Here is a 24,033-nt window from a genome sequence, read left to right as displayed (position 1 = left end):
AGATGGCGGGTTAAGGTCACGTTCCGAGAGGATCTTGACGGAGGTGCGGGGGATGGAGAACAGCACGCCAGGGCGCGCGGGCCGGCCCCCGGGCATACGGACGCTCGACAGCGGGCTGACGGACCGGCAGTCGGCCATCGTCCAGTACATCAACGAGTCCGTGGCCCGGCAGGGCTACCCACCGTCGATGCGCGAGATCGGCGCAGCCGTGAACCTCTCCTCAACGAGCTCCGTCGCCCACCAACTGATGGCCCTGGAGTCCAAGGGCGTCCTCTACCGCGATCCGCACCGGCCCCGCGCCTACCGGGTACGCCCTTCCTGGGCCCCCGAACTTGCCGAGCGCAGTGACACCGAGCCGGTCGAGGTGCCGCTCGTCGGACGCATCGCCGCCGGCGCCCCGCTCCTCGCCGAGGGGATGGTCGAGGACGTGTACACCATGCCCCGCCAGATCGTCGGCGACGGCGACCTCTTTGCCTTGACCGTGTCCGGGGACAGCATGATCGACGCGGCGATCTGCGGCGGCGACATCCTGACCGTCCGCCGCCAAGACAGCGCCGACCACGGCGACATCGTGGCCGGCCTCCTGGGGGAGGAGGCCACAGTCAAGGTCCTGCACCGGCAGGACGGCAAGGTCTGGCTCATGCCCCGAAACCCCGCCTACGAGCCGATCCCCGCCGACGACGTGAAGATCCTCGGCAAGGTCGTCGGCGTCCTGCGCGTCCTCTGACAACGCGAGCCGGGTCCAGGGCCCGGCCCGCGGTCAGGCGCTGCGCTTCTTGCGGGCCGAAGTCGTCTTGGCCGTCTTCTTCGCCGCGGTCTTCTTCGAGTTGGTGGTCTTCGCGGCGGTCTTCTTGGTCGGCGTCTTCTTCGCGGTCTTCTTGGCGGCCGTCTTCTTCTTCGGCATCTCGTGGACGGTGGCGTCCTCACCCCGCGAGGCCTTGGCCTTGTTCACCGACTCCTGGAGGGCGGCCATCAGGTCGACGACCTTGCCCGGCGCCTTCGGCTCCTCCACCGCGGGCGGCTCGCGGTGCTCCCGCTTCGCCTCGATGAGCGCCTCCACGGCCTCCGTGTACCGGTCGGTGAACTCTGCCCCCTCCAGGTCATTGCGGGTGAGCCGGTCGATGAGGTGCTCCGCCTCGGCGATCTCGTCCTTCGTGAGCTTCACGTCGTCCGGCTTCAGCTCGGCCGGGTCGCGGATTTCGTCCGCCCAGTGCATCGCGTGCAGCACGATCACGTTGTCCCGCACCCGCAGCAGACCCAGCCGCTCCCGGCCGGACCAGGCGTACTTCGCGATGGCCACCTTCGACGACCGCTCCAGGGCCTTGCGCAGCAGCGTGTAGGGCTTCGCCGCGACCTGGCCGTCGGGCTGGAGGTAGTAGCCGTCGCCGATCTGGATCGGGTCGATCGACTCCAGCGGGATGAAGGCCTCGATCTCGATCGCCTTCGCCGTCGGCAGCGGCATCTCCCGCAGCTCCTCGTCGAGGACCGGGATGATCTTTTCCTTCGTCAGCTGATAGCCCTTGCCGATCTCCGCGTTCGGGACTTCTCTGAACTAGCCGGTGGGCAGGGAAGTCGGGCAGGGGCGGGGCATCGTTGCGGCTCAGGGCGGGGCGGGGCGGGCGAACGAAGGGGCCTCCGGGAAAGCTGTGACTCACGGGCCAATGACCCCTAAAGTAATTGGAGTTCGCCATGGTGATGTTCGAGATGTCGACTCCTGCCTAGGCTGCGTTTGATTCGTGGGCCGAAGGCACGACAACTGCATACGCGCACGACTGGGGGAAGCCGGTGGAAATCCAGCGCTGACCTGCAACCGTGAGCGGCCCACCCGGGCCACGAGTCGGGATACCCGGCGTGCGCGCTGTCCCGCTTCTCCCTGTCATGGTCCGCAGCGTGAAGCCGAGAGCCTGGGTCCCGTCGGCCTGCACGCCTCTGCGTGTGAGCCGGGCGTGGTGTCCCGGGTGTCCCGGACGCGTCTCGCGTTGCGGGCCACCCGCACCTGAAAGGCACTCCATTGAGCAACACGACCGCACGCCGCGTTCTGATCGCCTCGGCCGCCATGGGCCTCGCCCTCGCCGCCGCGCCGTCCGTCGCCGAGGCCCACGAAAACGTCACGAAAACCAACCATGCTGTCAGGGTTGCCCTGACCGTCCAGGGCCCCGACGGTCTGCTCTTCAAGGGGAAGATCAGAACCAAGGGGCACACAGTGACCACGGCCACCGGTGGCACCCACACCTGCGACGGCACGAACGGCGCTGCCAACCCGAGCGCCGTACCCACTCCGACGGCCGCCCTCGACGATGCCGCCCGCAAGCGTCACTTCACCTGGGACGGCACCTGGTACGCCTCGTTCGACGACTACTCGGTCGACACCATCAAGAACGTCAACGGAGGGGCCTCCGCCTACTGGAACATCTCCGTCAACGGCGTACCCACGCCGGTCGGCGGCTGCCAGTTCAAGCTGAAAGCCGGTGACAAGGTCGCCTTCACCTGGACCGCGTTCTAGGAGACGCACCTAGAAGGGCCGTGCCTCCGCCCCGGTCACGGTGTCTCCCGCCCGCACTCCGTGGAGTACGTGGGCCAGCACTTCCGCTCCGCGGACCACGCGTGGGCCGGGGCGGTTGAAGTAGGCGGGGCCGTCCAAGACCCATACCTGTCCGGCCCGTACGGCCGGCAGCTCGGCCCATCCGGGCAGCGAGCTGAGCACGTCCCGTTCACGCAGGGTTCGTTCGGGCGGAAATCCGCAAGGCATCACGAGGACGACGTCCGGGCTCGCGGCCCGGACGTCATCCCATGTCATCGGCTTGGTGTGCTCACCGGGCGAGGCGAGCAGCGGATCGCCGCCGGCGTGGGTGATCTGCTCCGGAACCCAGTGGCCCGCGGGCCACAGGGGGTCGAGCCACTCGATCGCGACGACGCGCGGGCGTGGCCTGCCCGCCGTCAGCCGGGCCACCGCGGCGAGCCTGGCCCGCAGCTCGGCCGTGCTGCGCTCGGCCCGATCGCGTACGCCGAGGAGGTCGCCGACGGTGATCAGGCACTCCAGGACGTCGTCGAGTGTGCGGGGCTCCAGGCTGAGGACGCGGGTGTCGGCGTCGAGGAGGCGTACGGCGCCGCACACCTTCTCGTAGGAGACTGCGCACACGGCACACAGGTCCTGGGTGAGCACGACGTCCGGGCACAGGGCCGCGAGCGCTTCGGTGTCGAGGGTGTAGAGCGAGGATCCGGAGTGGGCGGACCCGCCCACGGCTTCGGAGATCTCGCGGCTGCTGAGGTCGTCGGGGGTGAACTCCGCCCCTGTCACGACGGGAATGGATGCCATCGCCTCTGGCGGCCAGTCGCATTCGTGGGTGCGGCCGACGAGAGCGTCCACCAGGCCGAGTTCGGCGACGATGTCGGTCGCGGCGGGGAGCAGGGAGACGATGCGCATGCGGCGACTGTAGGCGCTGCGGCGACGATCGACGCGTGCTGTGAACGGGAGGGTCCGCGACCCGTGACGGCCCGCGGCCGGAAGCATCCCCCAGGTGCTTCCGGCCGCGAACCCGGGCGCGGCCGGTCAGGCGCCCCAGCGCACGGCGATGGTGTCGCCGATGTTGATCACCTTCTGGCGGGTGGCCGCGGCGAAGCTGGAGCCATCGACGCTGACCTTCCAGGTGTTGGAACCGCTGTTGGCTTTGCCGTTGACCGTGGTGATCGTGCCGGTGCCCGAGGACGGCGTCACGCCCGTGACGCAACCCGACGGTGTGGCCGCGCTGATCGCCGCGTCGAGAACAGCGCCGAGGGTGGTCGTCGACCCGGTCGGGGTCAGAGCCACGGAGCAGACCTTGAGGCTGCCGGCTCCGTCATCCACGGTCAGCGCGAGCTTCGTCGCCGTGCCCGAGGTGAAGGTGCTTTGGCCGACCCACTGGGGAGCACCCGAGGTGACGGGGGTCGGCGGTGTGGCCGTGAAGCCGCCGCCCGCCACGGCGCGCAGCCCGTCGATCGAGGCGTAGGCCGACGGCGAGGTGTCGCTGGGCAGGTACTTGAAGCCGCCGCCCGGGTTGAACTGCTGGGCGATGAGGAAGTCGACCGGAGTCTTGCCCATGGAGGTGAGGAAGTCACCGGTCTGCGGGTTGATGCCGCAGGCGTTCAGGCCGGAGACCGCCCAGCCGTTGGAGTCGGTGTTGACCCCGAACATGGCGTTGAACGCGCCGCTGTTCGCGACCAGCTTCCCCTTGAGGAACGTCTTGGCCTGGACTATGTCGGTGTCCGTGTTGGGGACGCCGGAGACGCACAGGGCCGCCATCGCCGCGCCGGTCATGTCGATGTCGCTCGCCGCGGCGAGCTGGGTCGCGTTGCCTTCGGCCTTGCTGTAGTTCCAGCCGCCGTCGTTGTGCTGGTTGGCGCGGATCCGGGTGACGATCGCGTCGCGCAGGGACTGGGGAATGCGCTGTCCACCGGCCTGCGTCTTCGCGCCGTTCAGGGCCAGGGACGCGAAGACGGTCCCGTTGAAGTTGGCGGACGGGCCGAAGTAGCCGGCTTCCGCGGTCTGCCAGTAGCTGTAGATGTCGGCGACCAGGTTGCGGGAGGCGGAGACGCGGGCCGGGTCGATGCCCGCCGCGTACCCGTTGAGGGTGGCACGCTCGTAGTCGGTCACCACGGGGGTGGCCGACGGCCAGCCCGACGTCGCCAGCAGGTTGCGGTAGACGGTTCTCGCGTTCTTGCTCGCGTCACCGCCCGGGGTGACGTCCACGGCCGCGGTGCCGGCGGCGGCGAACGCGCTGAACGCCCATTCATTCGACAATCCGGACCCGGCGTACGAACCGTCGGCCGCCTGGAGCGACTTGAGATACGTCACACCGTTCGCCTTCGATGTGGCGATCTGAGCCGGGGTCGATGTGGCGGCCGCGGGCAGCGTGGTGAGGGCGAAGGCGCCGAGGGCGGCGGCTGCCGTGAGGGCGGGACGACGGAGTTTCACGAGACGGGACAAGGCCTGCTCCTGGGATGAGGGACGCCGGCCAGGCCCGCGCGCAGCCCAGGTGGCAGCGGCGGGTTCGGCCGCCGTCCAAACGCGTGGACCGGCTTCCAAAGACTGCTCGCCGCGCGGGTCTTCGGGCTCGGAGCGGCCCCTCGCCGTCCCACACCGTTGCGCGTCAGCCCCGGATTCTCACCAGGTTCCCCCACGTGGCAGCGCAGGACGCTACCCGAACCCTCCGTCACTCGCCAGACACCCCGAGGCACAGCCCGGCCCGACACCCGCCACCAGGGTGCGTGGCCTCCGAATCCGAGTTCGCCGCCTTGACGCTCCCCTCGCCTGCGTGTTCAATTCCGGCTGATACGCACTCAACTCCAGGGGAAGCCGGTCCAACGCCGGCGCTGACCCGCAACCGTAGGCCCGGCCAACACCCGGGCGAGCCGGAACACCTGGAGCCTGACGTTCAGCGACAAACGCCGTCGAGGACTACGGCGTGGTTCGACCAGCTCTCACCGCGGTGACTCTCCATGCGGCGAGGGCCTTTGACCACGCTCGGATACCCCCGTCGGTACACGACAAGGGGCCGGGGGCCGTGGTGGGGACCGACAAGCGCAGAGACCGGCGTACCGGAAAGAGACGGATACCCGCACTGTCGTCAGCGACGGCACTGCTGGTACTGGTGGGCTCGGCCCTGACGTTCCTCGCGGAGACGCCCGCCGCGGCCGACCCCATCGGCGACTGCACCGCCACCAAGGGCGCCGTCGTCGCCGTCGACTTCGGCCCGTTCGGAGGACCGGTCGAGCGCGGCTGCGACACCACTCCGACGACCGGCTACGAACTCCTGCACGAGGGCGGCTTCGGCACGACCGGGACGGAACACGACGGCCCCGCCTTCATCTGCCGCATCGGCAGCGACGCCTTCGACTCCGGCAAGCAGTACCCGACGCCGGACAAGGAGTCCTGCGTCCTGACCCCGCAGGCCACCGCCTACTGGTCCTACTGGACCGCGTCCCCCGGGCAGGACGACTGGACGTACAGCCAGTACGGCGCCATGGACCGCAAGCTCAAGGACGGCGACGTCGACGCCTGGGTGTACGGCGGGACGGACATCGGCGGCAGCACGGGCCAACCCACCTTCACCCCAGACGACGTGCGCGCCGGAGGCGGAACCACTCCCGACCCCGGCAACACGCCGACCGGTGCCCCCGGAGACGTCGATCTGGCCGCGGCCGCCGCATGGCTCAAGGGAAACCTCACCGACGGCGAGCGCATCGTCGACGACGGCGCCGATTCCCCGAACTACCTGCTCACCACGGAGACGGCCTACGCACTGGCCGCCGCCGACGGCAAGGACGCGGCCGTGCAGAAGATCGCCGTGTTCCTGACCGCCCACACCGACGACTACGCCTACCTGGCAGGCAAGAACGAAGCCCCCGACGCCACCGCGGCCGCCCGCCTCGCCCTCCTCGCCGAGATCACCGGCCAGGATCCGGCGGACTTCGGCGGCCACGACCTGATCGGCGATCTCAAGAAGAACGTCTGCGCCGCGGGCCCCGAATCCGGTGAACCGACACCCGGCTGCACCGGCAAGGGCGACTTCCAGAACGCCACGTTCGCCGACGGCCAGGCACTGTCGGCTCTGGCACTGCTGCGCGCCGGCGTGACGCCCCCCGCCGACACCGTCGACCGCCTCACCCAGATCCAGTGCAAGGACGGCGGCGTCACCAGCATCCTCATCCGCCCCGGCGAGTACTGCGACGGCGACCCCGCCACCACCGGTCTCGTGGCTCTGGTGCTGAACAAGGCCGGCGGCCACGACGACGAGGTCACCAAGGCCCGCGCGTATCTGAAGAAGGCCCAGCGCGAGGACGGTTCCTTCCCCGGCTACACCGGTGCCACCACCGGCAGCGTCGCCGCAACCGCATACGCCGCGCAGGCCCTGCGCGCTCTGGGCGACACCGCCCTCGCCGATGCGGCCACCGGTTGGCTCTCCCGACAGCAACTCGACGGCGGCGGCTTCGGGTTCGAAGAGGGCGCCACCGACCCGGCCCTCTACCCGACACCTCCGGCCGTCCTCGCCGGAGCGGGCACCAGCCTGGTCACCCTCACCACCAAGACCACCGACCCGACCGACCCGCCCACCAGCGAACCCCCCACCTCCGAGCCCCCCACTGGCCCTACCACCCGGCCAGGCGACGGACCCGATCTCAAGAAGGGCGTCGCCTACCTCACCGGCGCCACACAACTCCGCCAGGGCCAGTACTACACGGCCGGCGGCGACTCACCCCACGCCGACTTCGGACTGACCATCGACGGCGCCTACGCGCTCGCCGCCACCGGCCTGAACAACGCCAAGCTGCGTGGCATCGTCGACTTCCTCGACCACGGCGGCAAGGACGGCGAAGGCCGCACCGTGCAGGACTGGACCGGTGCCGGCACGCCCTACCCGGCGGGCGGATCCATCGGGAAGACCGCCCTGCTCGCCGAATCGGTGGGCCGGGACCCGCGCGACTTCGGCGGCCAGGATCTCATCGCCGCCCTGAACAAGGCCGTCTGCGCGCAGAAGAGCACCGCGCCAGACCGGTCCTGCCCCGCCAAGGGCGCCTACACCTACGCCCCTTCGGTCTTCTCCCAGTCCCTCGCCGTGATGGCGCAGCTTCGCGCAGGTGAGAAGACTTCGGCCAAGGAACCCATCGCCTACCTGGAGCATCTCCAGCAGGACAGTGGCGCCTGGCCGAGCCTCATCCCCTCCACGAACGACTCCGACGTGGACTCCACTGCCATGGCCGCCATGACACTGGACCTCGTGGGCACCGACACCGCTGACAAGGCCGTGGACAAGGCACTCGAGTGGATCGCCTCCCGGCAGCTCGCGGACGGCGGCTTCCCGGGCGCCGCAGGCGACTCGGTGAACTCGGCCGCGCTCGCCGTGCAAGGACTGTCCCTGCACGCCGGGTCGTACCGCGCCGAGATCGCGAAGGCACTGAAGTTCCTCGCCGGACAGCAGAACCACGACGGCGGCTTCAACGTGGCCAAGGAAGGCCAGCGCGGATCCGACCTGCGAGCGTCCACCCAGGCCGTGGGCGGTGCGACCGGCATCTCCTTCGGCGTTCTCGACCGCGACCTCAGCGGCACGTCGGCGCAGCCCACCCCGAGTCCCAGCGGCAGCATCCCCGAGATCGTCACGCCGGGGGAGTCGGGTGGATCCGGTGACGGCACCGACACCGCCGGGGGGACCGGTGGAGGCGTGCTCGCCTCGACCGGTGTCCAGGTCGGCGCGCTCGCCGGCATCGCTCTGGTCCTTGTCCTAGCAGGCTGGCGCACCGTCGTCGTCGCCCGTCGACGCGCCGAGTCCGGAGGCCGTTCATGATCTCCCCGTTCCTGACCCGCACCATCGCCCGCAGCGTCGCCGCGATCGGGCTGGCGGTCGCGGCGCTCGGAGCTACGGTCTCTCCGGCCGTCGCCGCGCCGCAGCCCATGGGCCGTTGCACGACCTCGTCGGGTGCGGTCCTGGCCGTCGACTTCAGCCGCTGGGGCGGGCCGGTCCTGCGTTCCTGCGGCACGACGCCGACGACCGGCTACGAGCTGCTCAACCAGGGGGGCTGGCGCACCACCGGCACCGGGCACGACGGGCCGGCCTTCATCTGCCGTATCGGATACAGCGGTTACCAGGGGGGCAAGCAGTACCCGACGGCGGCCGAGGACAACTGCGTCCTCACTCCGCCCGCCTCGGCCTACTGGTCCTACTGGCACGCCGACCAAGGCGCGAACACCTGGACGTACAGCCAGCTCGGCGCGATGCTCTACAAGCCCAAGCCGGGCAGCGTCGACCTGTGGATCTTCGGCGCCACCAACATCGAGGGCACACAGGGTCGCCCGAGGATCACCCCGGACCAGCTCCGCGCCCACAACACCCGTCCGCAGGGTGACGCCGGAAAGCCCGCCTCCACCGCCAAGGCACCCGCCCTGCCGCCGGGCGTCGATACCGGGCCCGCCCCCGAAGGACAGCCGAAGACCGAGCCCACCAAGACCGCCAAGCCCAGGACAGAGCCGAAGCACCAGCCGACGAAGCACTCGGCCAAACCCAGCACGAGCGCCTCACCGACTCCCAGCCCGAGCGCGTCCGCGAGCACGTCCGGCGCGCCCACCCCTGCCGTCACGTCGAGTACCGACACCCGGGTCGTCGACGCCGCGCCGGCTGCCGACGTGGCACACGACTCCGGTTCCCTGCTTCCGGTGGCCGCCGGTCTGTCCCTCGTGGTGGTCGTCGGCGGGGCGGCGGTGTTCGCCGCACGCCGGCGGCGCCGCACCGAGTGAGCGCCGTGGCCCGCACCACCACTGAACCGGCTCAGCCCGCATCCGGCCCCGTGCCCGATACGGGCGGCCGCCGCCTGCCCCGCACCCTGCATCCGCTCGCCTGGTGGATCTGGGCGCTCGCCCTGGCCACGGCGGTCAGCCGCACCGCCAATCCACTGCTGCTGTTCCTTGTCCTGGCCGTGCTCGGCTACGTCGTCACCGCACGCCGCACCGAGGCGCCCTGGGCACGCGGGTTCAAGTACTACCTCTACATGGCGCTGACCGTCGTCGCGATCCGCGTCGTGTTCCGAGCGGTCTTCGCGACCGGCATCACGCCGCGCGACCACTTCCTCTTCTCCCTGCCGCACATCCCCACCCCCAACTGGTACGCGGGCATCGAGATCGGCGGCCCCGTGTCGCTGGAGGCCGTTCTGTCCTCCGCCACGGACGGACTCCGCCTCGCCTGCATGTTGTGCTGCATCGGCGCCGCCAACACCCTGGCCAACCCCAAAAGAGCCCTGCGCGTCCTGCCCGGCGCCTTGTACGAACTCGGGGTCGCGGTCACCGTCGCGATCAGCGTGGCGCCGCAACTCGTGCAGAGCGTGCAGCGCGTCTCGCGCGCCCGCAAACTCCGGGCGGGCCGGAACAAGGGGTTCGCGGCGCTGCGCGGCATCGTGGTGCCGGTCCTGGAGGACGCGCTCGAACGCTCCCTGCGGCTGGCCGCGGCCATGGACTCACGCGGCTACGGCAGAGCCGGCACCGCCACCCGCCGCTCCCGCCGTCTGACCGGCGCGCTGATGCTGCTGGGCATGTGCGGACTGTGTGCCGGGGCGTACGGACTGCTCGACGCGACGGCGCCCTGGTTCCTCGGGCTGCCCTCCATGGCCTCGGGTGCCGCGCTGTGCGTGGCGGGCCTGCGGCTGGGCGGACGCAGGGTCACCCGCACCACGTACCGGCCCGACCCCTGGAAGCTGCCCGAGTGGGCGGTCGCCGGCAGCGGTGTCCTCTCCGCGGTGCTGCTGTTCACCAACCTCGGCTACAACGCGGCCGAACTCAACCCCTCCATCTATCCGCTGACGTGGCCGACGCTGCCGCTCGTGCCGACCGCCGCGATCCTGCTGGCCGGAGCGGCCGGATTCCTCTCCCCGCCACCCACCGCCGGACCCACCCCACGCCCCGTAGAGCGGCGTACCGAGAAAGCCGACGCCACGTGATCACCTTCGACCAGGTCACCGTCCACTACGACGACGCGGCACAACCCGCCCTGCGTGAGGTCGACCTCACGGTGGAGGAGGGCGAACTCTGCCTCGTGGTGGGCCACACGGGCGTCGGCAAGTCGACCCTGCTGGGCGCCGTCAACGGACTCGTCCCGCATTTCACCGGCGGCACGCTCTACGGACGCGTCACCGTCGACGGACGCGACACCGCCGACCACCCGCCACGCGAACTCGCCGACGTCGTCGGTGTGGTCGGCCAAGACCCGATCGACGGCTTCGTCACCGACACCGTCGAGGAGGAACTCGCGTACGCCATGGAACAGTTGGCGATACCGACGGCCACGATGCGCAAGCGCGTGGAAGAGACGCTCGACCTGCTGGGCCTCGCCGACCTGCGGCACCGGGCGCTGCACGAGCTCTCCGGCGGACAGCAGCAGCGGGTCGCCATCGGTTCGGTCCTCACCGCGCACCCCCGCGTCCTCGTCCTCGACGAACCGACCTCCGCCCTGGACCCCACCGCCGCCGAAGAAGTCCTCTCCGCCGTCACCCGCCTGGTCCACGACCTCGGTGTCACCGTCCTCATGGCCGAGCACCGCCTCGAACGCGTCGTCCAGTACGCCGACCGAGTCGTTCACCTTCCGGGCGACGGGCGCGTCGTCAGCGGATCGCCCGCCGACATCCTGCGTACGGCGTCGATCGCACCCCCCATCGTCGAACTGGGCAGGGCTGCGCGCTGGTCCCCGCTGCCTCTGTCGATCCGCGACGCCCGGCGTGCCGCAGCCCCCCTGCGCACCCGCCTCGCCGGCCGCACTCCCGCCGCGGCGCGCCCGCGCACCGTCCCGGAAGGGCCCACGTCACTCGCCGCTCGCGGCGTGACAGTCAGCTATCACGGCGTCCCAGCGGTCCGGGAGGTCGACCTCGATCTCCGCAGCGGCGAGATCACCGCGCTCATGGGCCGCAACGGCTCCGGAAAGTCCTCACTGCTGTGGGCACTTCAGGGATCGGGACCCCGCCGGGCGGGAAGCGTGAAGGTGGACACCGGGGACGGATCCGTGAGTGACCCGCACGCCGTGTCGGCCGCCGAGGCCCGTCGGATCGTCGGTCTGGTCCCGCAGACACCCGCCGACCTGCTGTACTTGGAGAGCGTCAAGCAGGAACTGGACCAGGCGGACTCGGTGTCCGGCACATACGGTCCGGACGCCGCATCAGGTGGCGCTGGGGAGACCGCGCGCCGGATCCTGGACCGCCTGGCGCCCGGGATCGAAGACGGTACGCACCCGCGCGATCTGTCCGAGGGACAGAAGCTGGCGCTGGTCCTCGCCATCCAGCTCTCCGCCGCTCCCCGCGTCCTTCTCCTGGACGAGCCGACCCGCGGACTCGACTACCGGGCGAAGGAACAGCTCATCCGCATCCTCGACGCTCTCGCGTCCGAAGGGCGCGCCGTCGTGATCTCCACTCACGACGTCGAGTTCGTGGCCCGCGCCGCGGACCGCGTCGTGGTCATGGCCGAGGGAGACATCGTGGCCGACGGACCGACCGCCGAAGTGATCGTCGCCTCACCGGTCTTCGCCCCGCAAACCGCGAAGATCCTCGCCCCCCTGCCATACCTGACGGTCGAGCAGGCCACCGCAGCGCTCGGTGACGTCGATGACGTGGACGACGCATCTGACGCCGGCGATGCGAAGGCCGGCGCATGACCGCCCCGCTCGGTTCCGCCATCCGCCTCACCCCGCGGGCCGGACTCGTCATCGGCCTGGCCGCCTTCCTCGGGCTGGTCGCGTTCTTCTGGCCGTTCGTCGTCGCGCCCGGGATGTTCGGCTCCAACTACGCGCCCCCGCTGATCTTCGGCGTGCTGCTGGTGCTCGTGCTGTGCGTGGTCCTCTCTGAGATCGCCGAGGGCGGAATCAACTCCAAGGCTCTGGCCATGCTGGGCGTCCTCTCTGCCGTCAACGCCGCCCTGCGTCCGCTCGGCGCCGGAACCGCCGGGATCGAGACGGTCTTCTTCGTCCTGGTCCTGGCCGGCCGCGTCTACGGGCCCGGCTTCGGGTTCACCCTCGGCTGCACCTCGCTGTTCGCCTCCGCGCTCATCACGGGCGGCGTCGGGCCGTGGATGCCGTACCAGATGTTCGGGTGCGCGTTCGTGGGCATGATCGCCGGCTTCCTGCCCCGCTCGACCGGGCGACGCGAGGTGCTCCTCCTCGCCGTCTACGGATCACTGTCCGGCTATCTCTTCGGCTTCCTCCTCAACCTCTCCTTCTGGCCGTTCTCCCTCGATCCGAACAGCTCCATCGCCTACCTGCCGGGCCTGCCCTTCACCGAGCAGTGGCACCGCTACGTGGCCTTCGACCTGGCCACGTCGCTCGGCTGGGACACCGGCCGCGCGGTCACCAACTTCGTGTGCATCCTGTTGGCGGGCCCGGCCGTGCTCACCACGTTCCGGCGTGCGGCCCGGCGCGCCCGCTTCCAGGCCCCGATCCGCTTCGCCGCCGCCAAGGACGCCGAGATCGAGCCGAACCGAGTCACTCCGGAGCCGATTGGCGGTGCGGGCGAAGGGCGGGAAGCGCCGTACTCGCGCTTTCCGCCCGTCCCCTGACATCACTCGCCGGACCCTCGGCTGGCAGGGCGTTGTCCGGGCCCCTCAGCCTGGCCGTCCGGGCCCCGCAGCTCGTTCGGGGCCAGAGCGCGCGGTCGGCCCTGGTCATACGCGTGGAACCCCCGGCCCGTCTTACGGCCCAGCAGCCGCGCTTCCACCATCCGCTGGAGCAGCGGGGGAGGGGCGTAGAGGGGTTCCCTGAACTCGTCGTAGAGCGATTCGGCGATCGATTCCACGGTGTCGAGCCCGATCAGGTCCGCTAGCTTGAGCGGACCCATGGGGTGGGCGCAGCCCAGCTCCATTCCGGCGTCGATGTCGGCCGCGGTGGCGAAGCCCGACTCGGCCATCCGGACGGCGGCCAGCAGATAGGGGATGAGCAGGGCGTTGACGACGAAGCCGGCCCGGTCCCGCGAGTGGACGACCGTCTTGCCCAGGGTGCCGGTCGCGAACTCCTCCACGCGGGCGACCGTGTCGGGCGTCGTGTGCAGTGAGGCCACCACCTCGACCAACGGCAGGACGGGCACCGGGTTGAAGAAGTGGAGTCCCACCACCCGGTCGGCGCGGCTCGTCGCCATGCCGAGGCGCATCACCGGCAGCGACGACGTGTTCGTCGCGAGGATGGCATCGGGGTCTTCGACGATCTTGTCGAGCGCGGCGAACACCTCGGTCTTGGCATCGGCGTTCTCGATGACCGCCTCGACCACCAGTTGGCGGTCGGCCAGGTCGTCCAGACGCCCGGTGAAGGTCAGGCGGCCGAGGGCGTCCCGCGCCGCGTCCGCCTCCAGCTTGCCGCGCCCCACCGCCCGGTCGAGGGAGGCCGCCACGCGGTCCCGTGCGGCGTGGGCGGCGGTCGCGTCGGCCTCGCAGACGGTGGTGTCCAGTCCCGCCCGTGCGCAGACCTCGGCGATCCCGGCGCCCATCTGGCCGCCGCCGACGACGCCGACGCGCTGGATCAGGGCGCTCATGCGAGGGGCTCCGCCCGGCGCACGAGGTGCCGGGAGTAGGCGTCCGGGGTGAAGAAGAGCGGCAGTTCGGGCCGGAGCGCGGTGCGCTCGAACAACTCCCGCACGTCCTCGACGCGAGCCCATGGATACTCCGCACCCAGACGATCGATCTCGTCGTCGAGCACCTGGATGACGGTCTGCCGGTCGATCACCCGGTGCCGCAGCCACTGCCAGATCTGCACGCGGGCGATCTCCGCGGTGGCCGCGTCCTCCATGAGCCCGTCGAGGGCGACCGCTCCCTGTCCGCGCAGCCAGGCGTCGTAATAGCGCAGGGCTACGGCGACGTTGGTCCGCACGCCCTCCGCCGTCGGCGGCCCGCTGATCCGGCGCACCGACAGGAGCTCCGCCGGGGTCACCTCCACATCGTCGCGCGTCCGGTCGATCTGGTGCGGCCGCTCCGCGAGGACGTCGTCGAAGATCTCGCGGCACAGCGCAACGAGGCCGGGATGGGCGACCCACGAACCGTCGAAGCCGTCCTCGGCCTCCCTCTCCTTGTCGAGGCGGACCTTCGCCAGCGTGGCCTCATGCGTTGCCGGGTCCTTGCTCGGCACCTGGGCAGCCATCCCGCCGATGGCGTGAGCGCCCCGCTTGTGGCAGGTGCGGACGAGGAGTTCGGTGTACGCCCGCATGAAGGGCGCGGTCATCGTCACCCGGGCCCGGTCGGGCAGCAGGAAGTCGGTCCGGTGCCCGAAGGTCTTGATCAGGCTGAACAGGTAGTCCCAGCGACCCGCGTTGAGCCCCGAGCTGTGCTCGCGCAGCTCGTAGAGGATCTCCTCCATCTCGAAGGCGGCCGTGATCGTCTCGATTAGAACGGTGGCCCGGACGGTCCCGCGGGGGATGCCCAAGAGTTCCTGGGCGAGGAGGAAGATGTCGTTCCACAGCCGGGCCTCGTAGCGGTTCTCCAGCTTCGGCAGGTAGAAGTACGGTCCCTGTCCGGCGTCGATCTGGCGCTGCGCGCAGTGGAAGAAGTACAGGCCGAAGTCGACGAGCGGCGCGGGCACGGGGCGGCTGTCGAATTCCAGATGCGCCTCGTCGAGGTGCCAGCCGCGTGGTCGGACCACGATCGTGGGCAGTCGGTCCGGGTCCTTGAGCCGGTACTCCTTGCCGCCCTCGGCGGTGAAGTCGATGCGCCGCTCGATCGCGTCGAGCAGCGTGAGCTGGCCGCCGATGACGTTGTCCCAGGTGGGTGCCGTGGCGTCCTCGAAGTCCGCCATCCACACCCGGGCCCCGGAGTTGAGGGCGTTGACCGCCATCCGGCGTTCCGGCGGGCCGGTGATCTCCACACGGCGGTCGGTCAGGCCGGGGGCGGGGGACGCCACGCGCCAGGAGGGGTCCGCTCGGACGCCCGACGTGGCGACGGGGAAGACGAGCGGGGATCCGCTGGCGAGGCGCAGCACCTGGCGGCGGCGCTCCTTCATCAGCGACTGCCGGCGCTCTCCGAACGCGGCGGCCAATGTGCCGACGAAGTCCAGTGCGGCCGGAGTCAGTATCTCGTCGTGCCGGTCGCCGGGGGCCGCGAGGACGTCGAGGCGGCGGGCCGGTGCCGTGGTGGTGATGGTCATCGCGTTCTCCTGAGGGAGGGAGGAGCGGGGGTCGTACGGGGAAGGTCGTACGACCCCCGCTCGGCGGGACGGCCGGACCGGGGACCGAACGGCCCCGCGGTGCTGCCTAGTGGAACTGCTCGGCCTCGGTGGACCCGGCCAGAGCGGTGGTCGAGGAGGCGGGGTTGACAGCCGTGGAGACCAGGTCGAAATAGCCGGTGCCGACCTCGCGCTGGTGCTTGACGGCGGTGAAGCCCTGGGCCTGGGCGGCGAACTCCTTCTCCTGGAGGTCGACGTAGGCGGTCATGCCGTGTTCGGCGTAGCCGTGGGCCAGGTCGAACATGCCGTGGTTGAGCGAGTGGAAGCCGGCCAGGGTGATGAACTGGAAGCGGTAGCCCATCGCGCCCAACTCCCGCTGGAACTTGGCGATCTGGTCGTCGTCCAGCGCGGCCTTCCAGTTGAAGGAGGGCGAGCAGTTGTACGCCAGCATCTGGTCGGGGTGCTGGGCGTGGATGGCCTCGGCGAACTCGCGGGCCTGCTCCAGGTCCGGGGTACCGGTCTCCACCCAGATCAGGTCGGCGTAGGGGGCATAGGCGAGGCCGCGGGCGATGACCGGCGCCATGCCGTTGCGGACCCGGTAGAAGCCCTCCGCGGTGCGCTCGCCGGTGACGAACTCGGCGTCGCGCTCGTCCACGTCACTGGTGAGCAGGTTGGCGGCCAAGGCATCCGTGCGGGCCACGATGAGCGTAGGCACGTCCGCGATGTCGGCGGCGAGGCGCGCCGCGTTGAGGGTGCGGATGTGCTGCGAGGTCGGCACCAGGACCTTGCCGCCGAGGTGGCCGCACTTCTTCTCCGAGGCGAGCTGGTCCTCGTAGTGGATGCCCGCCGCGCCGGCCGCGATCATCGCCTTGGTCAGTTCGAAGGCGTTCAGCGGGCCGCCAAAACCCGCCTCCGCGTCCGCGACGATCGGGGCGAGCCAGTCGGTGGTGTCGCCGGCGTCCTCGGCGGTGGCGATCTGGTCGGCACGGAGCAGCGCGTTGTTGATCCGGCGGACCACCTGCGGCACCGAGTTGACCGGGTAGAGGCTCTGGTCGGGGTAGGTATGGCCGGCCTGGTTGGCATCGGCGGCAACCTGCCAGCCCGACAGGTAGATGGCCTGCAGGCCGGCCCTGACCTGCTGGACGGCCTGGCCGCCGGTGAGTGCGCCGAGGGCGTGGATGTAGTCGCGCTCGTGCAGCTGGCGCCACAGACGCTCCGCCCCGCGCCGGGCCAGGGTGTGCTCCTCACGGACACTGCCGGAGAGCCGGACCACGTCCTCGGCACGGTAGGTGCGCTCGATGCCCTTCCACCGAGGATCGGTGGCCCAGCGCCGTGCGAGTTCCTCGACCGCCTGCGTCGTCGCCTCTGCCATGATTCCGTCTCCTTGGTATGTGCTGGCTGCCAATCTCCCGTCCGCTGACCAGGAGATGGCACTCTGTGTCTTCTTCTTGTCCGTACGGCCCGCTGAACCGCTGGGCGCGGAGGTGAGCAACGCTGCCGGAACGCAACCTCGAGCGAGAAGGGAACTACGACATCAGGGCATGAATCGCGCCCCATCCCTCTTCAGTGGTCGCTGCGGTCCGGCGGGCCGCACTCAGACTCTGACACTGGCACTGAGTGCCATCAAGAGAGGGCGTCTGCCAATTCGTGCGAATCTTCCGGGGCCGTCTTGCCAATCTTGTTAAGGGTGCGCCCCGTGATCGTTCGCGTAGGCTCGGCGAGCACGGAGAGCGCGGAACGGGATAACGGAGGAAGCCGCGGTGAGCAAGACCTATGCCGGCGCGCGATTGCGCCGCCTGCGCGAGGAACGCCGGATGAGCCAGACCGAACTGGCTCGCGTCCTCGCCATCTCGCCCAGCTACCTCAATCAGATGGAGCACGACTCGAGGCCCCTCACGGTGCCCGTCCTGCTCCGGCTCACCGAGGCCTTCGGCGTGGACCCGTCCTTCTTCTCCGAACGGGACACCACCCGGCTCGTCGCCGATCTGCGTGAGGCACTGGCGCGAGAACTCACCGAGTCGCGGGTCGCGCCCGCCGACCTCGCCGAGCTCGCCTCACAGATGCCCGGTGTGGCCCAGGTCCTGCTCGATCTGGGCCGCCGCAACCAACTCCTGTCCGAACGGCTCACGGAGGTGGCAGACGGCCGGGGCGGTGAGCCCGACACCCCGCGCTCGCCGCACGAGGAGATCCGCGACTTCTTCTACCGCCATCAGAACTACCTGCACGACGCGGACCTCGCCGCGGAGGACCTCGCCGACGAGATCGGCATCCGTGCGGGAGAGGCCACGCGCGCGCTCACGGCGAGACTCGCCGACCGCCACGGCGTACACCTGGCCGCGGAAGCCGGGGACCGACTGCATCACTACGACGCGGCATCCCGGACGCTCCATCTCTCCAGCAGACTGCGACCCGGGCAGCGTGCGTTCCGCATGGCGACGCAGCTCGCACTGCTCGAATACGACCTGGAACTGGACCGCCTGGCCACCGCCACCTTTCCCGAGGGCTCGGCCACGCACGCTCTCGCCCGGATCGGCATCGCCAACTACTTCGCCGCCGCGCTCCTCCTTCCGTACCGGGACTTCCACGCGGCGGCGGAGGAGGTGCGCTACGACATCGAGCGCCTCACCGACCGCTACGGCCTCGGCTACGAGACCGTCTGCCACCGGCTCAGCACCCTCCAGCGGCCACGGCTGCGCGGCGTGCCTTTCTCCTTCGTCCGCGTCGACCGGGCTGGGAACATGTCCAAGCGCCAGTCGGCCACCGGCTTCCACTTCTCCCGGGCCGGCGGCACCTGCCCCTTGTGGAACGTCTACGAGGCGTTCGCCGCACCCGGCCGCATCCACGTGCAGATCGCCGAAATGCCGGACGCCCAGCGGTACTTGTGGACCGCGCGCGCCATCACGCGGCACCGCGGTGGCTGGAGCGAACCCGGCAAGACCTTCGCGATCGGACTCGGCTGCGAGATCCGCCACGCCCACCGGCTGGTCTACTCCGACGGGCTCGACCTCGCCAACGCCGCCACCGCCACGCGCATCGGCATGGGCTGCCGCCTCTGTGAGCGTCTCGACTGCCCGCAACGAGCGGCGCCACCGCTGGGCCGCCCGCTGCGGATCGATCAGACCAGCAGTACGTTCGTTCCGTATCCCGTGAGCGAGGCCAAAGCCTGAAAGCTGGAAATGTCCCGGCCCCTCGGGGCGGGACACCCCCGTGCCGCTCACAGGGAGCTCGCAAACCGCAGTCCTCGACCGCCGCTCGACAGTCGCCGATGGCTCGCGTGCTGTGCGCTCAGTTGCAGCGTGCGAGAGAGAAGCGGGAGCCCGGCGCTGTCGAGGCTGTCCGGCCGGGGGACTGTCAGGCAGTGCGCAGTCACGCTGCCACCCACGGCACGCTGGGCCCGTGGCCGCCGCCAGATCACGCAGTGTTGGGCTGTTCGCTCGCGCAGCCAGAGGCGGATGTCCGCGGCGACGACGCGTTCGGCGGCGGCCCGTTCGTTCAGGACGACGTGTGAACGCCGTCCCGCGGGGGAGTTCTGTCCCGCAGGGCGAAGCTCGAAGCCGTGCTCGATCAGAAGAGCCCGCGCCCTGCCTCTGCCGACGGAGAGCAGACGAGCCGTGTCCTCGATGCTGTTCCGCTCCTCGACGTACAGGACGCGCAACGCATGTCCGAGGTCCGCGAACCCGCTGGCCCGCAGTGCGAGGGCCAGCGGGTTCGGCGGCCTCCTCGGCCTGGCCTCGGCGACCTGCGGCAAGGCTGTCCCGTCGGACGCGTCGCAACTCCTGCGACTCGACCCGGACGCATCGGGAGCCCCGTATCCATTCGGTCAGCCCGCTCCAGGGGTTCGGGCTCCGATCTGGTCGAACGAGGGAACTCCGAGAAATACCAGAGATGACCTGCGTTCCTGCCGGACGTCAAGGTCGTCGATCTTCTCCGAAGCCGCATGCATGCTCACTCGCAACCCTTCGATTTCACCGAGCCAGCCCTCGCGTTCGGCCTCGGCGATCCGGTCGGCAAGGTTGTCGCGGATCTCGATCAACCGCAGCCGCTCTGAGGGCGAAACGATGAGGACAGGGCACCGAACACAGGCGTGTTCGTGGATGCAGTCAGTGCCATAGGCTCGGCCGCACTCTCCCAGTGCCAGTTTCCTCCGTTCGAAGTGGCCGAGGAATTCGTCCCATTCTTCGGGTGTGACCGCGCGGTACTCTCCGGCCGGTCTGGTCATCCGACGGCGGGCGATGAAAGCGCGGTGTGCCTCGATGGCATCAGAGGGATAGATCGCCGCGTAACCCATCGTGGTGTCGATGCGGTCGTGGCCTGCAATGACCTGAGCGATATGCGGAGGCAGGCCATTCAGAATGGCGTCGGTGATGAAGATTCTGCGGAAATCATGCGGCGCGAAGTGCAGCGGCTCGCCGTCCTTACCGACGAGCCCGGAGCCGTCGAGCGTATCCGTCAAGGACCGGCGGACGGTGCTGACTGAAATGGGGCGGTCCTCACCACTGACACTCCACTGGTAGAGGACCGGCATCGGGTCGTTCCACGTTCGCTCGTGCATATCGTAGGTACGGATCGACGGGATCACCCCATTGGGCTGCCGGACACGACTCACAACGGCGCTCAGCACATCAGCGAGTTCAGGGCTGATCAGCAGCAACCGCTCCTTGTCCGTTTTGGAAGGGGCAATCTGGAGGAGAGGGACGACTTCTCCTGTCGTGGGAAGTGTGTAGCGGACGATGCTGTGGTGACTGAGCTCCAACAGTTCCTCGACCCGAATGCCGGTATGGCGGAGGATCTCGATGGTCGCCCACGCGTAGAAGGCATGCTTCTCCTCTGTGCGAACATTTCGGCGGACACCGCTCGCGTCATAGACGTATCCAGGCTTTCGGTCATGGCGATAACTGCCCATGGGAAGGGTGAACGTCTCACCATGGATGGTGACCTCGGATCCCGGATCGGCGGCATCGATGACATCGAGACGCTCACGAGCTTCCTTGAGCCGGCGCCCAGCGGTGCGGACGAGCGCAGGCAGGACGGGCAGCCGTTCACGGGTGCGGAGATCAGACCTGGACTTCTGCCCCTGTTCGAGGTTCTTGGCCGTGCATTCGGCCTCGCTTACCGGACAGGGCGCAGCCCACTGCCCCCACCGTTGCGGTTCCTCAAGGGCCCACTGCGCGAGATCCAGATAGAAAGACCGGACGGTCAGCTTCACGCCAGGTGCCGCCTGACGGGGCTCGGTCACTGACTCGACAGTGCCATCGGGCCGTCGCTGGCGGATCGTCTTCACACCAATGCGCTCTCTCCAGCCATCGCTGACGTGGGACGGCAACCGGAGGCTGTCGATGCCGGGGTGGTGGTGTTCCAAGTCCGCCCAGAACAGGCCCCCCAGACGAGCGGCGATCGTCTTCAACGTCGTGTAGTCGACCGCTGGCTGCCGCTCGGTCAAGTATTCGACCAGGAGATCGCGGATGGGCTGACACCGTAGCTGGTAGCGGTCAATGAGCCCGGCGGGACTGATCTGGCCCGTGCGGGCGCTCACGTGGTGGAGAGTGCTGGGGGCTCCGGAAGGAAACTGGCCGCGATTGCGGAGCCAGGTGTAGGCGAGACGGACAGCGGCCGTCAAGTTGCCCTGTTCCGTGCACTGGAGTCGCGGGTGGGCGAGCAAATCGCCCACGACGATGTCGTCGACGCCGCCGCCTTTGGCCACGATGATCTGAGCGATGTACTTCAGCGCCAACGAGGCCCGAGGCGTTGCCCGTTGTGATGCAGGGATTTCGGAAAGCAGACGGGCGAACCCCTCAGGGTCGCGAGTCCTGGCGATGGCTGGCCGCAGATGCCGCGAGGGGTTGCCGAGGAGCCACGGCAGGCTGGGGCGGACGACATCGGCGCAGATCAGTGCCAGCAGCCCGGCATCGGTCCAGTTGCGGCTTGGGCGGCGGCTTCCCTCCGCAGCCCAGGCCATGACTGGTTGGAACCAGCCGTCGTAACGGGCCGCCGCAGGACTGGCCTCCCAGCGCTGCTGCCAGGTGGCGCCAGGAAGCCCGTCCAGCCATGCGAGCAGCAGCCGCGCCCCGGAGGTGCGTTGGAACTGGGAGTCCTTGTGTGCTGCCCGCTGGGGCGGCTCCGCCAGCCGGCTGAGGACCACCTCCCGCGGCGCCTCAGTGTCCGGCCAGGACGCTGGCGGGGTTCGGGGAGGGAAAGTCCGAAGGAGCTTTGCGGCCTCCTCCCCGCGGTGCGAGACCTTCGCGGCCGGAGCGGAGACGGAACGGACAGCCACGTCAGCGACCCCCGAACAGGATGTTCAGAGACTGCACGTCGTAGGCCGGAGCGGCCGGAACTGGCGGCGGGTTCTCCCGTCGTTGCTGCTGCCGGACATGGTGGGCAAGTCCCGCGCCAACGACGTCCTCCCTGGTGGGACGGTTGTAGATGTCCAGCGTCGACAGGTACTTGTGGCCCAGGATGTGTTGCACGTACGCAGGTGGCATCTCCGGATCGTCAAGCATCAAGAAGGCTGCTGTGTGGCGCAGGTCGTGCAGTGTCCAGTTCGCGCCCAGCACCTGGTTGGCGCGGTTGAACATGGCCCGGGCCGCGTCGTAGTTCAACGGCCGCCAAGGCCTGCGCAGCGTCCACCAGAGCGGCTGGCTGCGACTCCGGGGGACTCCCTTTCGCCAGGCTTCTTCCTGGTAGAGCCGTAACCAGACGAAGGCATCAGTGGACGCGGGCAGTTCCTGGTAGTCGCGCGTGCCCTTGCGGATCACGCCGATGGTCTGCCGGCTGACCACTGCATCGTCCTGGAGAGAAGTGAGCAACTCGTCCGCTCGAGCGCCCGTGGCGACCCAGAAGGCAAGCAGGGCCCGATCTCGGTGCGACCGCAGGCCGCCGAAGACCTCGGCGTACTTGTCGTCGGGGATACGCCGAGGGATCCGCTTGGGGATCTTGGGACGGTAGAGGCCTGTGCGCCCGGTCTGCTGCTCCATTGCCCGCTGGCGGGCTCCGTACGTTCGAGGCGATCGACGGTTGCGCGCAAGCGGGAACGGGTTGACCAGGAGCGAACCGGTATTGCGCTCCAAGTGGAAGTCGTAGAAGGTCCGCAGGACCGTCTCACAGTGGGCTCGAGTGGCGGCTGCGTACTTTGTGCCAACGGTGGGTTTACCCGTCACCGAGTTCGCCACCCCCGGAGCCGGCCGGTCAGCCCTGGGTGAAGGAATCTTGGACGGAGGCATGCCGCGGTGGCGCCAATGGACACGTTGCGGCTTGTCCGCCAATTTCATCCACAGCATGAAGTCCCGAGCATCCTCCCGCCCCGCGCGGTCCCACTCGATGTCGAAGGCCCATAAGAAACGCAACCAACGAAGCAGATCCATGCCGTACGAACGCGGAGTCAACGGCGAACTGTCCGCCGCCATGAGGTCCTTGAAGAACACCATGACAGGCTCGACAGGTTGCCCGGTCGGAGCGAGTAACTCGTAGGGCTCCCACGGGTTCCCCGTCTCCCGTAACTCTCCGATCTCCGGCAGGACAAAACTCATCAGATCCCGAACGGGACGTCCTTCGACTGGCATGGCGGGAAGCTAGCAGAAAGGCCGCTGAGCTGCACAGATACTCAAACTAGTTCGGTCAACACACCCTCGCGGTCCTCGATCTCGCAGACCTTCCGCACCCGGACCCGGGACATGTCCTCCAGGTGCACCTGGTGGAAGCGGACGCTGTGGTCCTCCCTCGCGCTGACCACGTGGATGGGCACGGTGACCAGGCCGAACGAGATGGCTCCGCTCCACACGGTTCTGGGCACAGCTGACCTCCACGGTGGCCCCCCGGGGATTTTCAGCGTAGGAGCGGCCCGGAGTGACTGCATCTCGACGTGCTGCCGAAACCCTCCGGGATGCCTGCCGCACGACCTGGACGGCAACACCCCGAACGCGACGAGCGTCAGCCGGTGGCACGACGGCGGGCCCGTCGTAGGCGCACGCCCTTCACCATGTATCCGGTCGTCGTGATCAGGAAGCCGGCGACACAGAGCCACAGCCAGAACGAGGCAACCAGCCGGCCCAGCGCGAAGCCAACGAAGAACAGCAGAGCGCCCACGGTATCCAGCAGGTCCAAGCGCGCCTCGGAGCGCACGGCGGGATCCGGGGCATGCAGCCGGCCGCTGATGGAAACAAGGCCGATGGCCTGCAGGACAGCACCACTGAGCATGATCCAGACGACCCAGCCGGGTATGTAATCGGGGATCTCCACGGCGCGCACTGTAGTGCCGCCCCAGAGTCAACAGGACGAAGATCGGAAAGACGAGGGGTGGACGGGAGACGGCATCTGATGCCCTGTGAGTTACGGGGCCGTCTCGTAGGTGACGGACTCCTGTCCACACCCCGCCGCGAGCTCAGCGAGTGCCGCCCGTTCG

At 69.4% G+C, this 24,033-nt stretch carries 17 protein-coding genes, 2 pseudogenes and 3 riboswitches; of the genes and pseudogenes, 8 read left to right on the top strand and 11 right to left on the bottom strand.

The genetic code is table 11. The annotated features are described in order from the left end of the window. Nucleotides 1-52: 52 nt before the first annotated feature. Nucleotides 53-727 carry a transcriptional repressor LexA gene (gene lexA, locus AB0C62_RS29460; RefSeq protein WP_362978229.1) on the top strand — a complete coding sequence of 225 codons (675 nt, stop codon included), beginning with the start codon at nt 53-55 and terminating at the stop codon, nt 725-727. A gap of 33 nt (nt 728-760) precedes the next feature. Here the strand turns inward: lexA and AB0C62_RS29455 are convergent. Further along, nucleotides 761-1,534: pseudogene (locus AB0C62_RS29455) on the bottom strand (Ku protein); the annotation flags it as partial. Between the two features lie 199 nt (nt 1,535-1,733). Next, nucleotides 1,734-1,869: riboswitch (cobalamin riboswitch) on the top strand. A 142-nt stretch (nt 1,870-2,011) separates the two neighbouring features. Here AB0C62_RS29455 and AB0C62_RS29450 point away from each other — a divergent pair. Further along, nucleotides 2,012-2,503, top strand: coding sequence for a DUF4430 domain-containing protein (locus tag AB0C62_RS29450; RefSeq protein ID WP_362978227.1), 492 nt, complete (start codon nt 2,012-2,014; stop codon nt 2,501-2,503). 9 nt (nt 2,504-2,512) lie between these two features. On the opposite strand, the gene AB0C62_RS29445 is transcribed toward AB0C62_RS29450, so the two are convergent. Beyond that, complete coding sequence (locus AB0C62_RS29445; protein WP_362978225.1) at nt 2,513-3,424, bottom strand: cobalamin-binding protein; 912 nt, start codon at nt 3,422-3,424, stop codon at nt 2,513-2,515. A 126-nt stretch (nt 3,425-3,550) separates the two neighbouring features. Beyond that, the gene (locus tag AB0C62_RS29440) at nt 3,551-4,963 is read right to left on the bottom strand and encodes a hypothetical protein (protein WP_362978223.1); all 1,413 of its coding nucleotides are present in this window, start codon (nt 4,961-4,963) and stop codon (nt 3,551-3,553) included. A gap of 94 nt (nt 4,964-5,057) precedes the next feature. Beyond that, nucleotides 5,058-5,184, bottom strand: a riboswitch (cobalamin riboswitch). Between the two features lie 140 nt (nt 5,185-5,324). Then, nucleotides 5,325-5,399, top strand: a riboswitch (cobalamin riboswitch). 144 nt (nt 5,400-5,543) lie between these two features. On the opposite strand from AB0C62_RS29440, the gene AB0C62_RS29435 reads away from it, so the two are divergent. From AB0C62_RS29435 to AB0C62_RS29415, 5 genes are read left to right on the top strand one after another with little or no spacing between them, the layout of a single operon-like run. Continuing rightward, nucleotides 5,544-8,318: a prenyltransferase/squalene oxidase repeat-containing protein gene (locus AB0C62_RS29435; RefSeq protein WP_362978317.1), complete on the top strand. Its 2,775-nt coding sequence runs from the start codon at nt 5,544-5,546 to the stop codon at nt 8,316-8,318. Then, nucleotides 8,315-9,265 carry a hypothetical protein gene (locus AB0C62_RS29430; protein WP_362978221.1) on the top strand — a complete coding sequence of 317 codons (951 nt, stop codon included), beginning with the start codon at nt 8,315-8,317 and terminating at the stop codon, nt 9,263-9,265. The genes AB0C62_RS29435 and AB0C62_RS29430 overlap by 4 nt, the downstream gene beginning before the upstream one ends. Next, nucleotides 9,262-10,458 (top strand): energy-coupling factor transporter transmembrane component T, encoded by a 1,197-nt coding sequence (locus AB0C62_RS29425; RefSeq protein WP_362978219.1) that lies wholly within the window; start codon nt 9,262-9,264, stop codon nt 10,456-10,458. Before AB0C62_RS29430 ends, AB0C62_RS29425 begins: the two co-directional genes overlap by 4 nt. Beyond that, nucleotides 10,455-12,158 (top strand): ATP-binding cassette domain-containing protein, encoded by a 1,704-nt coding sequence (locus tag AB0C62_RS29420; protein ID WP_362978217.1) that lies wholly within the window; start codon nt 10,455-10,457, stop codon nt 12,156-12,158. The genes AB0C62_RS29425 and AB0C62_RS29420 overlap by 4 nt, the downstream gene beginning before the upstream one ends. Next, a complete protein-coding gene (locus AB0C62_RS29415) occupies nt 12,155-13,054 on the top strand; it encodes an ECF transporter S component (RefSeq protein ID WP_362978215.1) in 900 nt (299 codons plus the stop codon). Before AB0C62_RS29420 ends, AB0C62_RS29415 begins: the two co-directional genes overlap by 4 nt. Nucleotides 13,055-13,056: 2 nt before the next feature. Here AB0C62_RS29415 and AB0C62_RS29410 read toward each other — a convergent pair whose 3' ends face one another. From AB0C62_RS29410 to aceA, 3 genes are all read right to left on the bottom strand, one after another. Further along, nucleotides 13,057-14,019, bottom strand: coding sequence for a 3-hydroxybutyryl-CoA dehydrogenase (locus tag AB0C62_RS29410; RefSeq protein ID WP_362978213.1), 963 nt, complete (start codon nt 14,017-14,019; stop codon nt 13,057-13,059). Continuing rightward, on the bottom strand, nt 14,016-15,614 hold the full coding sequence (aceB, locus tag AB0C62_RS29405) for a malate synthase A (RefSeq protein ID WP_362978315.1): 1,599 nt from the start codon (nt 15,612-15,614) through the stop codon (nt 14,016-14,018). Before aceB ends, AB0C62_RS29410 begins: the two co-directional genes overlap by 4 nt. 112 nt (nt 15,615-15,726) lie before the next feature. Further along, nucleotides 15,727-17,010 (bottom strand): isocitrate lyase, encoded by a 1,284-nt coding sequence (aceA, locus tag AB0C62_RS29400; protein ID WP_327408406.1) that lies wholly within the window; start codon nt 17,008-17,010, stop codon nt 15,727-15,729. Nucleotides 17,011-17,398: 388 nt separating this feature from the next. On the opposite strand from aceA, the gene AB0C62_RS29395 reads away from it, so the two are divergent. Beyond that, on the top strand, nt 17,399-18,805 hold the full coding sequence (locus AB0C62_RS29395; RefSeq protein ID WP_362978211.1) for a short-chain fatty acyl-CoA regulator family protein: 1,407 nt from the start codon (nt 17,399-17,401) through the stop codon (nt 18,803-18,805). Between the two features lie 47 nt (nt 18,806-18,852). On the opposite strand, the gene AB0C62_RS29390 is transcribed toward AB0C62_RS29395, so the two are convergent. The 5 genes and pseudogenes from AB0C62_RS29390 to AB0C62_RS29370 form a co-directional block, all read right to left on the bottom strand. Next, nucleotides 18,853-19,386 carry a hypothetical protein gene (locus AB0C62_RS29390; protein ID WP_362978209.1) on the bottom strand — a complete coding sequence of 178 codons (534 nt, stop codon included), beginning with the start codon at nt 19,384-19,386 and terminating at the stop codon, nt 18,853-18,855. 72 nt (nt 19,387-19,458) lie between these two features. After that, nucleotides 19,459-21,777 (bottom strand): site-specific integrase, encoded by a 2,319-nt coding sequence (locus tag AB0C62_RS29385; RefSeq protein ID WP_362978207.1) that lies wholly within the window; start codon nt 21,775-21,777, stop codon nt 19,459-19,461. A gap of 133 nt (nt 21,778-21,910) precedes the next feature. Further along, nucleotides 21,911-23,194 carry a site-specific integrase gene (locus AB0C62_RS29380; RefSeq protein ID WP_362978205.1) on the bottom strand — a complete coding sequence of 428 codons (1,284 nt, stop codon included), beginning with the start codon at nt 23,192-23,194 and terminating at the stop codon, nt 21,911-21,913. A 65-nt stretch (nt 23,195-23,259) separates the two neighbouring features. Then, nucleotides 23,260-23,424, bottom strand: a pseudogene (locus AB0C62_RS29375) (Ku protein); the annotation flags it as partial. 137 nt (nt 23,425-23,561) lie between these two features. Next, a complete protein-coding gene (locus tag AB0C62_RS29370; protein ID WP_362978203.1) occupies nt 23,562-23,870 on the bottom strand; it encodes a hypothetical protein in 309 nt (102 codons plus the stop codon). Nucleotides 23,871-24,033: the final 163 nt, after the last annotated feature.

The sequence above is a fragment of the Streptomyces sp. NPDC048643 genome (genome assembly GCF_040650615.1).
Taxonomy (GTDB): Bacteria; Actinomycetota; Actinomycetes; order Streptomycetales; family Streptomycetaceae; genus Streptomyces.
The sequence above is the reverse complement of the archived record's forward strand: the minus strand, read 5'-3'. Positions and strand labels throughout refer to the sequence as shown.

What these genes read in the sequence shown, in the direction of transcription:
- lexA (WP_362978229.1), top strand. Translation starts at nt 53, where the DNA reads ATGGAGAACAGCACGCCAGGGCGCGCGGGCCGGCCCCCGGGCATACGG.
- AB0C62_RS29445 (WP_362978225.1), bottom strand. Translation starts at nt 3,424, where the DNA reads ATGCGCATCGTCTCCCTGCTCCCCGCCGCGACCGACATCGTCGCCGAA.
- AB0C62_RS29430 (WP_362978221.1), top strand. Translation starts at nt 8,315, where the DNA reads ATGATCTCCCCGTTCCTGACCCGCACCATCGCCCGCAGCGTCGCCGCG.
- AB0C62_RS29415 (WP_362978215.1), top strand. Translation starts at nt 12,155, where the DNA reads ATGACCGCCCCGCTCGGTTCCGCCATCCGCCTCACCCCGCGGGCCGGA.
- AB0C62_RS29410 (WP_362978213.1), bottom strand. Translation starts at nt 14,019, where the DNA reads ATGAGCGCCCTGATCCAGCGCGTCGGCGTCGTCGGCGGCGGCCAGATG.
- aceA (WP_327408406.1), bottom strand. Translation starts at nt 17,010, where the DNA reads ATGGCAGAGGCGACGACGCAGGCGGTCGAGGAACTCGCACGGCGCTGG.
- AB0C62_RS29380 (WP_362978205.1), bottom strand. Translation starts at nt 23,194, where the DNA reads ATGCCAGTCGAAGGACGTCCCGTTCGGGATCTGATGAGTTTTGTCCTG.